Origin of the sequence: Micromonospora sp. 067-2 (assembly GCF_046549295.1) — a bacterium.
Classification (GTDB): domain Bacteria; phylum Actinomycetota; class Actinomycetes; order Mycobacteriales; family Micromonosporaceae; genus Micromonospora.
The window spans coordinates 401533-415468 of the sequence record NZ_JAJPWB010000007.1; the positions used below are offsets into that span (position 1 = coordinate 401533).

Below are 13936 nucleotides of genomic sequence, written 5' to 3' on the forward strand. Positions count from 1 at the left end.
TGTCGACTACCGAAGTCATCATGCTCCGCAGGACTCACGGCCCATGCCGGTGACCAGGAATGGGTATGCGAAACCGAGGCCAGCTCGACGTCACCAGACAGCAACGCCGAGCAACATGAGATCGTCTGCACCATTATCCAACGGCGCTCCGGCTATCGGCTGCAGGCCCGCCCCGACCACACCGTCGGCATCGCGCCGAAGCCATAGCCGCCCCACCGCGGCGTCCCCATCACGGCGGGCGAGGACGACACGACCTTCGTAGAGGTCGAGTTGCCCGGAGGTGACGGGCTCGAAGACCTCGCCGGGCGCCTCCGTCACCAGAAATCGGCGAGTCGCGGTAAGCGCAGGCCCGACGTCCGAGAGCGATATCCGCAGCGCTCCGACGGGCGCCTGGTCGTGCTTGCCGAGGAGGCGGCTGAGCACGTCCGCCGCCACACCGCGACGTAGCTGCTCGTGGTAACGCTCGTTGCGGAACACCCGCAAGCAGCGGTAGCAGCTGGTCTCCGGGCCGCATTCACAGTCGCGGACCCGCTGCAGCGCCTGGTCGAGTACGTCCCGCAGTCGCTCAGCGATGCGCCGGACGTGGCCGGCTCCTCCGGGCACGGTGTCGTAGAGCATGATCACGCTGCGGCCAGCTTCGGTTCGGTAGACCGTCGCGTCGATGTCGTCGCGGGAGATCTCGAGCGCGCGCACTGCGCCCTCGACTAGCGCGTACGCGACCGATCGCCAGGCGTTGTCCTCGACTCCGATCACGACCGCACCGTCGAAGCTCAGGTCGAGGACGTCCGTCTGATATTTGTGGGCCAGCGACAGGTTCTCCATGCGGCCACGGCACTCGCGGCCGCTGAGTGGACTCTGGTGGTCAACCCGACCGTCGATGGCCCGGTTGGCGAAGCCACAGGTCGCGCAGACGAGGAAGCCGCGTCCCATCGCGCCGTCGCTGATTGCCACCAGCTCGCCCCGGGCACCGGCCCGGATGGTGATCGCGCCTCCGGCGAGGTCCAACTTGTCCGCGTAAAGCTCGACGCCGGGCGACACGACATGGGTTGCGCCGTGCCACGCCCGGCGTGGAGCACTCGTGGGTCGCCGGCCGGTACCGCGTGCCGCGACGAACCCGAAGACGGGAATGGCGTACTGACGGGGTATGCCGACGAGGGCGGCGCCGCAGGCCGGGCACTCCTGGTCGAGGCGGTCGATCGAGTCGCGGTAGTGGCCGCACCCGTCGCACACCGCGTAGTAGCGTCGCTCAAGGTCTCGCCCGGGCAGCCGGTACAGGCCGTCCGACTGCCAGACCAGTCCCCCGGCGACGACCTCCGCACCGGGTGCGTACTCGTAGATGGCCGACGAGAGGTCTCTGGACAGCTCTAGTTGCTTGGCGATGGGGGCGTCCGCGAAGGCCAGCCGCAGCTCGACGGTGTCGACGGGAAATCCGTACTTTGGCAGGACGTTTCGGTTGGCGAGCAGCCCGAGCAGTTCGCGGCGAGTGATCGTGTTCATCACGCGGCCGTACCGCGCGGCCTTGTCGTCCTGGCGGGCGGTGAAGGCCTCCTGCCGCTTCTGCTCGTACGTGTCGACATCCTGCTGCAGCTCGGCCCGAACCGACTCCAGCAGGTCGACCAGCTGCTTGACCCATTCTTCGGAGTCGACGCCGATGATGTCGAGCACCTCGGCCGGCAGCACCTGCCGCAGCGAGTCGGTGACCTGCGGCGGCACTGGTGTAAGGAAGTCACGGACCATCGTGACCGGGGCGATCCCGTCGTCTCCTGGCAGGAAGAACTCCCCTGCCGTACGCCAGATGGTGCCGTGGAACCGAAATTGCTGCCGGAAGAACGCGGCGAGCGCGACGGAGTGGGCGTGTCGTCGATCGATGCGCACGTTGGTCAGGGGCACGTACGGCGCCCGGACCTCCCCGGCGATCATCCGGTCGGGCTCGGCGAAACGGGAGAGGTCATGCGAGCGGCGCTGGGCATAGGTGAGCACGAGCGCGGCTGAATCGGTTCGGCGGCCGGCCCGACCGGCCCGCTGGACGTAGTTCGCGGTGGTCGGAGGCATGTTGCGCAGCATGACGGCTTGCAGCTCGCCGACGTCGACGCCGAGTTCGAACGTGGTGGAGCAGGAGAGAGCGTTGACTTCGCCGCGGACGAACTGCTGCTGGATTTCGGCGGCTCGTTCGCTGGTCCACTGGGCGGTGTGTTCGAGTACGCGCAGCGGCACCGGGTTCATGTCCCGGTAGACATTGCGGTAATGATCCGGGTCGATGTCCGCCGCAGGGGACGTCCAGGATTCGAGGTCACCGGTGCAGGCGATGGTGGGGCAGGTGGCGCGCACGTTGAACGGGGTGAGCTTGCGGCACCTGCTGCACTGCCACATGGTCAGGCCGCCGGCCGTAGGCGTGCAGGTGATCAGGGCGGAGTCGAGTTGGTGGACCTGGCCGATGCCGGGTTCGGTGCCGACGATCAGCCACTCGGCTTGTGGTCCCTTGGTCAGCAGGCGCCACACGCCCTCGAGCAGTTGGATCGGGTCCGCCTGCTGGTCGAGCCGTGCAAGCACGCGGGTCACGAAGTCGGCCCGCCGGTTGGTCCCCTTGGTCGGTAGCCAGCTGAGGACCTTGCGGCGGGCGTCGGAGCCGGTGCCGCGTACGTAGATCGGGCCGAGCCGCGGCTGGAACGCCTCATCGCGGGGGTCCACTCCGTCGAGGGCACCGACGGCGCCCTGGAGCCGAATCGATCGGATCAACTCGGAGAGCAACGCCCAGACCTCCTCGTCGCTGAGGCCGAGGGCGAGCAGCGGCTGGGGTGGTAGCCAGGCGGGGTCCCGGGACATGTCCCAGGCGATCAGTCCCCTGCCCTCCAGGGAGTTGCGTTCGTCAACGCCGACGGCCTCGATCTGTGCCCAGAGGGCGACCTGCCTCTCCCGGGCCTGTCGGCTCTGCCGCCGTTCGAAGATGCCGTACCGGTCGGCTACTCGAGAGGTGTGGTAGACGACGTCGGTGAGGCGGACCTCGTCATCGGCCGCCGCAGCGGCGACGGCACCCTCGTGGAGCAGCCGCCGGCGCTGCACCCGCTCGTAGGAGTCTTCGAGGTACGGCGCGAAGTACGCCGCAGACTGCCGGCTGTCGCTGAACAACAGCAGCTTGCGCCCGCCGCCTCGTAGGCCCCGCTGAATGGGATCGGAGGCCACGGGCAGCTTCTGATAGAGGGCGGTCGCCAGGACCGAGGCGGAGGCTTCGTTGCCGCTGGCGAAGAGTCGGATCAGGCCGGCTCCGCGTCCCCCGCACGAGAGGCATGCCGTGAGCTCGTCGCTGCGCTGCCGTAGGAAACGTACGGCCCGCATGGCGCCGTCTGGGCAGCGCGGGCAGTTGGTCGCCTTACCGATCTGGAACACCCCGCACCGGGTGCACAGCGCGCCCATCTCGCCGGCCGCCTGGGCAGCGCCGCTGAACATCTCCTCGTCCTCGTCGGTCGCCACTTCGTCGACCAGCGCCATCCACACCTGCTGCTCGTCGCGGGAGCGGCGGGACCGGAACACGGTGAAGGTGCCGACCCGCTCCAGCGTGCCCATGAGGTAGACGGTGCCGCAGCGGCGGCAGGTGCCGAATTCGAAGGCGGCGTCGCCGCACCGTCCGCAGCGCTCGTGCCGGGTCAGACTGACGTGCGGCCCGTTGGCTCCGAGGCAGGCGAAAGCTCCTTCCGTCGCGCGGGCGAAGAGGTGGTAGCGGGCGGAGAGCACCGGGGTGCCGCCGTCATCGTGCACGCTGTTGGCGAGAGCGACCATCGACGCGGTCTCGGACGCGCCGCTACCGGGGAACAGCGCCTGGGCGACCTCGTGCAGCGGTATCGGCCCGTGGGCGAGCAGCGCCTTGAGCCGGCGAACGCGCTGCTCGTACGCCAGCGCCTCGGCGGGGTCGTCCCCGGCGTACCCGTGCTCGCGGGCGTGGGCCACGACGGCGCCGGCGGGATCCGGCGCGTTGAGCAGCTTCTCGTACGCCGCAGCGGGCAGGGGTCCCCACTCGGGCCCGGGTGGCAGCTGGACCCGGTCGGCGGTGATGACGTCCTGCCTCGCGTCATCGGCGGGGTCGTACTCGAAGGGGACGGGAAAGAGGGAGGCAGCGAAGTCGACCACGGCTGCCATGTCGCTGCCGACGGTCGCGCTCGTCGCGATGCACTGCACCGGCCGGCCCGAATCCACCCGGTCGGCGAGTCGGCGCAGCAGCATCGCCAATTCGGCCCCGCGAGCCCCGTCGTAGACGTGCGCCTCGTCGACGACAATGAACTGCCAGTGCCCGGCGTGCTCCCCCTCGAACAGGTCCATGTCCAAGGGCCGCAGCAGCAGGTACTCGAGCATGGCGTAGTTGGTCAGCAGCAAGTGCGGCGGTCGCTGCTGCATCTCCTCCCGGCTGAGCAGTTCGTTGGGCAGCGGCTGCTCGCCAGGGTTCTGCTGCTCGAAGACCTCCGCGGCCTCCCGGCGACTGCGGCGGGTCTCGCCCGTGTACCGGCCGAAGGTGATGTCCGGTGCCTCGGCCAGCAGGCCCCGCAGCCGTTTCATCTGATCGTTGGCCAGCGCGTTCATCGGGTACAGCAACAGCGCCCGCACACCGGGCCCGAGGCTGCCCGCCACACGTTCGGCCATCAGTCGGCTCAGGATGGGGATGAGGAAGCTCTCGGTCTTGCCGGATCCGGTGCCGGTAGCGACGACGATGTTGCGCCCTGCGGTTGCCTTCCGGATCGCCCGCTCCTGGTGCTGGTAGAGCGGACGGTCCATGGCCAGCCCGGCGCCCAGGCTGGTGATGCCGGGATCGAGCACGCCCGCGTCGATGAGCTGCCGGGGTGTGGCGCTGGTGACGTAGGGCGGGGTCGCCTCGAGCAGGGGTCCCTTGGTGATCTCCTGGTTGATCGCGTCGCCGATCGCGGTTTCGAGCGCGCTCGCGAGCCGGGGATCCTTCGGCTCCACGAGGGAACGAAGATAGCGCCGGTAGGTGGAGACGATCGCGTCGCTGGTGGCGAGGGGGTCGAGGATCATTCGGCTGCTCCGGCTCCGGTCAGGAGGAACTCCGCGAGGAGAAGGTCGATGGCGACGAGACGCGGCGCGCTGCGGGCGAGGGTCGCGTGTAGGGGAAGGATTCGTGGCAGCAGCCCGGCCGGGGCCGCGTGCCCTCGGGCGGCAAGACGCGCCACGAAGGCGAACGCCAGCGACAGCGCGGGGAGAGCGAGCCACCCTCGAGTCAGGTTGCGGGCATGCAGCGCGGCCGCCGCCCGCGGCCCGCCGCACTCGGCCAAGGGCTTTTGCAGGGCGCGCAGCAGACTCTCCGCGTTGCTGGAGAGCCGTCCCAGGCCGGGCCGCACCCGTACCTCAAAGAGGTGGCGGGCCGCAACCATCCGTTCGTCGGCGTCGAGCAGGCCGCCGGGAACGACGCGCATCGCCCGCCACACCCGGTCGCGTTCCGCGGCCGGCAGCAACGCGAACACCTCGGCCGACTGGTCGAACCTCCCGACCGTCTCGTGCGGATCGGGGCCGCCGGCGAGCACGTGCACTGCCACCTCCCCGCACACCGCGGCGATCTGTTCGCCCAGATCGGCATCGGAGGCGATGTCAGGCAGCCGGTGGGCCGAGGCGAGCATTGCGGCCAGCGGGCTCGCCGTCCATAACCGCGCCTCGTCGGCGGCACTGACGTACCTGTCGGGAGGCAGGGCGATCAGGCCGGAGTGCACCAGGGGCGCGACCACCTGGTCGGCCGAGGTGCGGTGCTTGGTGAGCGCGGCCAGCGCGGTGGCGGGATGCGGGCGCAGGAGCGCCGCGGCACCCCGAATGTTGGCCGTGACACCTCGGGCATAAAGGTCGTCCGCCCGCGGGTAGAGGTCGAACAGCAGCGGCGCGATGTCCGGTCGGTCGGGCAGGGCACTTGCTCCGGCCAGGTACGCCGAGACCGCCTCACCCGCCGGGTCCTGGCCGGTCGGCTGCCACGTCAGCTCGGCGAGGTTGAAGGCGTTGTCGCGGCCGGGCCACTCCGGCCAGTCCGACGGCAACCACGGATCCTCGATACGCAACAGCGCCACGAGGGGCCCCGCCGTGGTGACACGCTCGGGGAGCTGGTCGCTGACCAGGTCGGTGCCGAGGCGTGCGAGGTACGGCGGTTCCCACGGCGCGTACACCTGGTACAGCGCGGCCGTCAGCCCTTCGGCCCGCACGCCGTCGACCAGCACCAGCCGGTCGTCCTCGAGGTGCACCGCGCTGGCGAGGCGTCGAGGTACGCAACGCGCTGCCGGGAAGTCCTGCCCGTCAAAGCGGACGTCGAGCTGGGCGAGCCCGTGGGCGCCGACCGTGTCGGCGATGGCCGCGAGCCCAAACCGGGCCATCGGCTGCCCGTAGGTCTCGCCGGACGGAACGGTTTGCAGCTCGCGGCCCCCGGAACGGACGATCAGCCGTGCGTCCGCCGCCCGCGGCAGCCGCACGAGCAGTTCACCCTCACCGATCGTCTCGGTGTCCAGATGCAGTGGCTGCAGGGACCATTCGCCGCGGCTGCCGCCGCCCAGCCGTTGGAGCGCCATATGCGCGGGCGTGACCCGTACGGTGGTCGCGCCGCCCGGGCTCTCGAGCTGCAGCTCGACAGCGGTGTCGGCGGAGCCCAGGTGGGTCATTGGGGGCGTGACCGACAGGTCGGGCAGGGTGGCGTCGGCTCCTACGGTGGCCGGTTCCAGCCCGTCCGCCGTCATCTCTCGCCAGGCGGGGTGGGAGATGACGGACAACCCCTCGGCGAACTCCAGCGTGCGGGCCAGGCCGCGGCCGAGCGGACCTCGAACGGTGATCTCGTAGGCGCCGACCATGGGGCGGGCCAGGTGCCGCCACGGATCGACTGTCGTGTCGTGGTCGGCGGAGAGGCTCTCGGTGTGCAGGAGCTGACCGGAGCCGGGTCGGCGAATCCGGATCGACCAGTCGGTGCTCACGCCGGGCTCGGTCGGCAGGGTCAGCCGCGGGGCCGTCGCGATCACCGGTGCGCCGACGAGGCTGCTCACTCCAGGCAATGGCTGGGCGAGCTGCAGCTGGGCGCGGCGAGCACCCTTGACCCGGCGCGGTGTTCCGCCACCAAGCCGCAGCTGCGACACCTGGCGAAGGTCGGCGCGCCGCAGCGTCCAGCCGAGCCAACCGTACGGGGCCGGCACGTCGTACGTGTCGACCAGGTCGCCATCCATCTGCAGCTCGAGCAGCCTACCGCCGTCGCTCTCTTGCGGATACAGCAACCAGACCGGTTCAGGCGGCAATCCGGCGGTTGCCGGCACCAGTCGGCCGTCCTCGGTGAAGACCAACAGGGGATCCCGCGGGTCGACCACGTCCAGCTCGTACTCCTGGTCGTAGCCGGCCAACTCGACAGTCACCTGACGGGCGGGGCGTGCGATGGCTACCGCCGCTGCGGGCGCTGTCTCGCTGGCGCCGGGCCAGCGGGACTGACTGACGACCGATCCGACCTCGCCGTCGAAGCGCAACTGCCACATGACGCGACCGTCTGCTGCGTCATGGACCGGCGGCAGCCACACCATCAGGCCTCGGCCGAACGGCTCCAACTCCAGGTGAGGTCGCTGCGGCGCCGCCTGCGCGGCCGACCCGCCGCGCTCCGAGCTGCCTGTCCAGTCGAGCTGCTCCGCCTCCGCGAGCGCCTGAGCTCTTTCGATCAGGTGTGGGGAGAGTCCGAGTCCGTCGGCGGTGAACCCCGGTTGCCGCAGCCGTTCCAACAGGTCGAGGCAGCGGTCGACAAGGTCCGCGGCGTAGTCCTCGCCACGTTGGATGAACCGCTGCACCGGCTTGTCGGTCCCGTTCAGGCGCGACTCACGGCCGGGCGCGAGCGCCCAGGCGAGGAAGCTCTCGCCTGTGAGTCCGGGTTCGCGGGCCTGGCGGTGCAGGAGGAGATTCAACAGGTCGCCGAGGCAGTACGCGGGGACCCCGGCGTGCATGAGGATCTCACCGACGTAGACCTGCGGTAGACCAGGGAACCGGGCCAGCCTGAAGTGGTCGAGGTTGCCGCGGAAGGCCCTCCCCCAGAGCGTCTGGTCGATCTGGCCCGGCGCCTCGTTGTGGACGGCGCTCCAGTAGTCGCCGTGTTCGTACCCGACGGCACCGAGCCCGGTCAGTCCGACGACCAGGCACGCGGGGTAGTGACGGGTGAGCAGCAGCTGCCGTTCGCGGGGGGCGCAGTACCAGAAGACTCGTCCCAGGGCGCGAATGACCTCTTTGGCGTGGTCCTCTGGTGCGTCAATCTCGGCGACCAGCGACACCGCGCGCAGGGCTGGCGCCCACTCGTCTTCCCGGAGCCGAAGTATCTCGGTTGCGTGTGACACGGTCTCCCTCTTGTGGATTGGGGTGGTCAGCGCGGTAGGGCGACTATGCAAGCAAGCCAAGGCGTGATCAAGACCAAACCATCGCCTCGGCGTCCGGCCTGCCCGATCGGTCACTGAGGTGGAACCGGTCGGGGGCAGCGGTGGACAGTTCGGCGGACGCTGCCCCACTCAGTGGAGTGAGAAGCGGCGGCGTTGACGTCTTCCGCCTGGCGGGCCGGTCACCTGGCGGGCAGGTGACCGGCCCGGCACGCGGATCACTGGATGGCGGACGCGTCAGGCCTGGTCCGTCGGGCCGGTCGGGCTAGCCAGTTCGAGTTGGGGTAACAGTGCGGTGACGTCCTGGTGCCAGCCGCGGAGTTCCGCGACCGTGGGTGCGAGCTCGTAGGTGTGGTGGTGCATCGCGCGGGACAGGCCGTGCCAGGCGGTGCGCGCCGTCGAGGCTGCCTCGGCACCGGCGAAGGTGGGCAGAACGAGCAGTTGATTGCGCATGGGGCAGTCGACGACGGACGGAGCGACCTGGTCCCAGTAGTGCCGCAGCCCCTGTTCGAGGGCGAGGCGGGTCAGGCAGGCGGATCCGCGTTGCCAGCAGCGGCGCATGCTGGACGGCGGGTGGAGCAGCAGCGCACTGGCGGCGTTCAAATACGTGTGTGGGCTCACGGCTGGCTCAGCCTCCCCACCACCGCCCGCGCGCCGGACACGAGCCCGGCGAGGTCGCCGGAGCTCCCGCCGTGCGCGCCACGGTTGGCGATGGCGACCACCCGCGGGGCCGCGGGGTGCAGCCGTTCCAGCGGCTGGTTCAACTCTTTGCCGGCCCGCCGGTGGTCCGACAGGAGCGTCAGCGCGAGGGTCGGTCGCAGACCGTGCGCCTCGCTGATCGCCGCCTCGGTCTCTGCGATCGGCAGCCCGGCCCGGAAGTCACGGGTACGGATCCGCTCGTGGCAGGTGTATTCGAGGGCGTCGCGGATGAGGTTGCAGACGACCGGACGGCGGACCTCGTCGGCCATGTCGTCGTCGCGGACGATGGCCGCCGCGTCGTCGAGGTAGCGCCGGGCGGGGTCGCCGTGCGCGTCACCGGTGACGGTGACCTGGGACTGCGCCAGCCTGCTGACGATCCGGATCCGGGCGTCGAGTTGCAGGTGTCGCACTGCGGCCGGGAGGCGGTCGTCGTGGGTGAAGACGATGACCTGCCGGTGCTTCGCCACCTGGTCCAGAACCTTGGCCAGCCCGTAGACCTTGGCCGGGTCCATGGATTGCACCGGGTCGTCGATGACGAGGAACCGGAACGGGCTCTCCGGCATCGTGGCACGGGGCAGGAAGAGCGCCAGGGCGAGCGAGTGCAGTTCACCCTGACTCATCACCCCCAGCGCCGCCCCGGATACGCCGTCGACGTTGACCTTCAGGTCCACCCGTCGGCTGGTGCCGGTGCCGGCGAGTTGAATCGCGCCGAGGTCGACGTTGCTCTCCTGCCGCAGCGTGTTCCAGATCCCGGTCGCTTCCGCGGCCACCGGTGCGAGCTTGTCGTTGCGGATGCTCCCGCCGACCGTCTGCAGCCAGGTGACCGCGGCCTTCAGCGCCGTGAACATCTGCACGGACTGACGGCTGGCCTGCTCGGTGTCGATCCAGGCGCGGATCTGGTCGGCGAGGGGCTGCCAGGCGGCCTGCCGGCGTTCGAGCGCCTGCCGTGCTGCCGCCTTGACCGGCTGCAGGACGGTGGTGAGCGCGTCGAAGGTGGCGAGCGCCGCTTCGGCGATCTTGTGCGAGTCGGCCGACCCGATCAGCTCGTCCCAGTGCTGCCATGCGGCCCGGACGTCGCCGGTGTCCACCCCCTCGGCGGTGAGGTTGACGGCGAGTACGGGCGGCAGCTGGGGCAGCCAGCTCCGCAGCGCGCGACGCGAACCCTGCTCGAGCTCGTGGGCTTCGTCGAGGCGCTCGGCCCGCTCGGTGAGTCGTCGCAGCTGCGCCTGTGCCTGCTCGGCCCACGCCTCGTCCAGGGTGCGACCCCCGCACACTGGACAGGGCTGGCCCGGGTGGCTGTGGTGATGGCGTAGGGCGTCGCTCAGCAGCCGGGCGAGCGCCCGAGCTTCCTCCACCGGCGTACCGGCCAAGTCGTCGATCTGTTGCAGCGCCCCACGGAGTCGCTCCAGCTCGCGTACCAGGGCGTCTCGTGCGGGGAGGTCGAGTACGTCGAGCTGGCGCAGCGGCACGAGGGTGGTGTCACTGGTCGGCTCGTCGGCGGTGGCCAACGTCGCAAGCTCGTCGAGGTCGGGGGCCTTGCCGCTGAGCGCCTGCTCGGCGCGGCGGGCGCGCGGGTCGGGGTGGGCGGCAAGCGCGGTCCGCAGCTGCGGCAGCTGAGCGCCGGCCAGCTTGCGCCGGTCGTCCATCTCCTTACGCACGGTCTTGAGCATGGTCTCGATCTCGACGAGGCGACCGAGGCCGAGGATGCGGTGCAGCGAGTCGTGCATCTCGCTGGGGCGGCCGCTGAGCAGCCCACCGAGTTCGGCGTAGGAGAGGAACGGGCGGTACAGCTCCAACGGCTGCGCCCATCCGAGGTCGGCAACCGACTGCCGGGGCTTACCGGCGATCTGCAGGAACGTCTTGCCGTCGTTGAGCCCTGCTTCGGGCGCCCAGTCGCATTCGACGGTGGCACCGTTGCGGTGGCCTTCGACCCCGAGTCGTACGTGGATGCGAGGGTTTTCGGTGGCGTGCAGGTTGCGCCAGCCCTCCCGCCAGACCGAGCTGCGGCCAGCCCACCGCTTGTTCTCACCGGTCAGGGCGAACTCGGCGGCTTCGGCGAAGCTGGACTTACCCGAGCCGTTGCGACCGGTCACGATGGTCAGTCCGGGTCCGTGTACGAGGTTGAGCGTGGCCGTGGGTCCGATGCCGCGGAACCCGGTCACCTCGATGCTGGCGAGGTAGGTCCCGATCGGTTCCGGGGTTTCGGTGTCGGGCGACGGGGGTGCCGGTCGGCGCGGCGCCGCACCGCCGAGCACCGAGGCGAGCTCGTCGCCGCCGAGCAGGGCGGCGATGACGAGGTCCTTGGCGGTCTCGGTCAGGTCGGAGTGGTCGAGGTGGTCGAGGATGAGCTGGTCGACGGTGTCGGCTTGGGGGTCGATGCTCATGTGGTGCCTCCTCTCGTGGGGAGGGGTGACGGGTGGCCGTGCCGGAAGGCAGGGCTACTCGCTACGTCGGCATGAGGGATCTGTCCGGCGGAGGTACTGGGCCCGCCGGACGTGGTGATTGCGTGGCGCGCCCGGGCGTCGACACCCGGACAGGAAGCATCGGTGGCAGCCGAGGCAAACCTCGGCCCGCTCACTGAAAACGACAGTAGCACACTCGACAGTGAAAGCGGTGTCAAACCGTTTACACGCCTCAGGGGTCGTGTAGAGTGATCCACGAGCAGGACGATGCAGGAAACGACAGGACGCCGATGCCCAGACACGCCCAGGTGACCGCCGCCGAGATCTCCCGGCTGGCCGGGGTCACGCGCGCCACCGTCAGTAACTGGCGTCGGCGTCATCCAGACTTCCCGGCCCCAACCGGCGGCACGGACACCAGCCCGGCTTACGACCTGGCCGCGGTTCAGGGCTGGCTTGCCGCGCGAGGTCAGCTCCCGGCCACCTCTCCCGCCGGCGACCTGCGCACCGCCATGCGCGCCACTCAGGCCGGCAGCGGCACGCCGACCAGACTGCTACCGCTGGTCCTGGCCGCAGCGCGGATGGCCGAAAGAGACGTGAAGCAACTCGTCGACCTTCCCGACAGTCAATTGCCCGAGCGGGCCTTGCAGGCGATCCGGCCACACGTCGCCGAGATCCCCGGGATTGCCGACCTGACGTACGACGCGGACGAGGCACCGCTGCTACGGGCGCTGCTGCGCTGCGTCGCGGACGAGGGAGCATTGCGGGCTGCGGACGTGCTCGCGGAAGGCGACCTGGACGCCACCAGCCCCGGCGGCATGTACGACACGCCCGCGCCGGTGGCCGCGTTGATGGCCGACCTGCTCGCGGAGCCGGGCGAGCCGTACCCGTCGGCTGTCTTCGACCCCGCCTGCGGCGCCGGTGGCCTTCTTGTCGCGGCCGCAGCCCGCGGGGCACGGAAGCTGTACGGCCAGGACATCGTCCCCGCGCAGGCCGCACAGGCCGCCGTACGCCTCGCCCTTCAACCTGCAGAGAGCAGCGCTCAGGTGAGCGTGCGCGCCGGCGACAGCATCCGTGCCGACGCCTTCCCTGCCCTGACCGCCCACGCCGTGCTCTGCGCCCCGCCCTACGGCGACCGCGAGTGGGGTCACGAAGAGTTGGCGTATGACGCACGGTGGGAGTTCGGCCTACCGGCGAAGAGCGAGTCCGAGCTCGCCTGGCTCCAGCACTGCTTCGCACACCTGGCAGAGGGTGGACGCGCCGTTCTCCTCATGCCGCCAGCCACCGTCGAGCGAGGATCGGGCCGCCGGATCAGAGCGGAGATCCTTCGCACCGGCGTGCTTCGGGCCCTCATCGCCCTACCACCAGGGGTCGCGCAACCCCTACACGTCGGCCTGCACCTGTGGGTTATCGAACGCCCACACCCGCAGGCAACGTTGCCGCTGAACATCCTCATGGTGGACACCGCCACGCCCGACGCCTCCCGGCCTGACCAGACGCCAAGCAAGCGCCAATCGGTGGACTGGCCCGCGCTGCGCGACGACGTACTCAAAGCGTGGAACGACTACGACCGGCATCCAGACAACTTCGATCCCGTTCCGGGCGTCGCCCAGGCCGTCCCCATCATCGACCTGCTCGACGAGGCGGTCGACCTCACGCCCGCCCGCCACGTCCGGGCCACTCCGGTGCCAGCGATGCCCGACGAGCTCGCCGCGATCGGCCACGAGCTGCGTGCCAGGCTGCGGCGGGCGGCCGCGGGGTTGATCACTCTGAGCGGCGGGGAGGCATGGCCGCCCGTCGGCGCCGCTCCCCTGTCCTGGCGCACAGCCAGCATCGCCGACCTCCTACGCGGCAACGCGCTGGAGCTCCTGCGGATGCCAGCGGCGATCCGCAGCTCAACCCCCGTCGCAACAGACCCGTCCGCGCCGCCCACCCTGACCGCCCGAGACGTGATGTCACACCGCCCCGCCTCCGGCCCTGCCGAGGAGGAGCCCTCAGGCACCGAGATCGAGATCCGGGAGGGTGACGTCATCCTTCCGGAACTGCTGCAGAACGGCGCTGGAACCGCCCGGGTCGCCGACGCCCGCGACGCCGGCCTGCGCCTCGGCCGTCACCTGCATCTGCTGCGACCCGATCCCACCCGCCTCGACCCGTGGTTCCTGGCCGGCTTCCTGGCCGCCGAGGAGAATCTCAACGCCGCGTCGTCCGGCACCACCGTGATCCGCCTCGACCCGCGCCGCCTGCGGGTGCCACTGCTACCCCTCGCCGAGCAGCAGCGATATGGCAGGGCATTTCGCCAATTGAACGCCCTGCGCACCGCGGCCGATATCGCCAGCCGCCTCGCGGACGAGATGGCCCGCACCCTTGCCGCAGGGCTCGCCGGCGGCGCGCTGCAACCACCGGGCGCCGATCAGACGCCATCCTGGACCTGACCCGACTCCCCCAGCCCCACCCCAGCACTGGCTCTTCGGAAGG

The 13936-nt window shown here is 70.5% G+C and carries 5 protein-coding genes; 1 reads left to right on the forward strand and 4 read right to left on the reverse strand.

The annotated features are described in order from the left end of the window. Window positions 1-90 precede the first annotated feature (90 nt). The 4 genes from ACLJN9_RS19385 to ACLJN9_RS19400 form a co-directional block, all read right to left on the reverse strand. Window positions 91-5019: a DEAD/DEAH box helicase gene (locus ACLJN9_RS19385; protein ID WP_410812829.1), complete on the reverse strand. Its 4929-nt coding sequence runs from the start codon at window positions 5017-5019 to the stop codon at window positions 91-93. Beyond that, entirely contained in the window at window positions 5016-8327 is a 3312-nt protein-coding gene (locus ACLJN9_RS19390; protein ID WP_410812830.1) for a hypothetical protein, read from the reverse strand. The genes ACLJN9_RS19385 and ACLJN9_RS19390 overlap by 4 nt, the downstream gene beginning before the upstream one ends. 273 nt (window positions 8328-8600) lie before the next feature. Next, on the reverse strand, window positions 8601-8984 hold the full coding sequence (locus ACLJN9_RS19395; RefSeq protein ID WP_410812831.1) for a hypothetical protein: 384 nt from the start codon (window positions 8982-8984) through the stop codon (window positions 8601-8603). Continuing rightward, complete coding sequence (locus ACLJN9_RS19400) at window positions 8981-11446, reverse strand: AAA family ATPase (RefSeq protein ID WP_410812832.1); 2466 nt, start codon at window positions 11444-11446, stop codon at window positions 8981-8983. Before ACLJN9_RS19400 ends, ACLJN9_RS19395 begins: the two co-directional genes overlap by 4 nt. A 308-nt stretch (window positions 11447-11754) precedes the next feature. On the opposite strand from ACLJN9_RS19400, the gene ACLJN9_RS19405 reads away from it, so the two are divergent. After that, a complete protein-coding gene (locus ACLJN9_RS19405) occupies window positions 11755-13893 on the forward strand; it encodes an N-6 DNA methylase (protein WP_410812833.1) in 2139 nt (712 codons plus the stop codon). Window positions 13894-13936 lie beyond the last annotated feature (43 nt).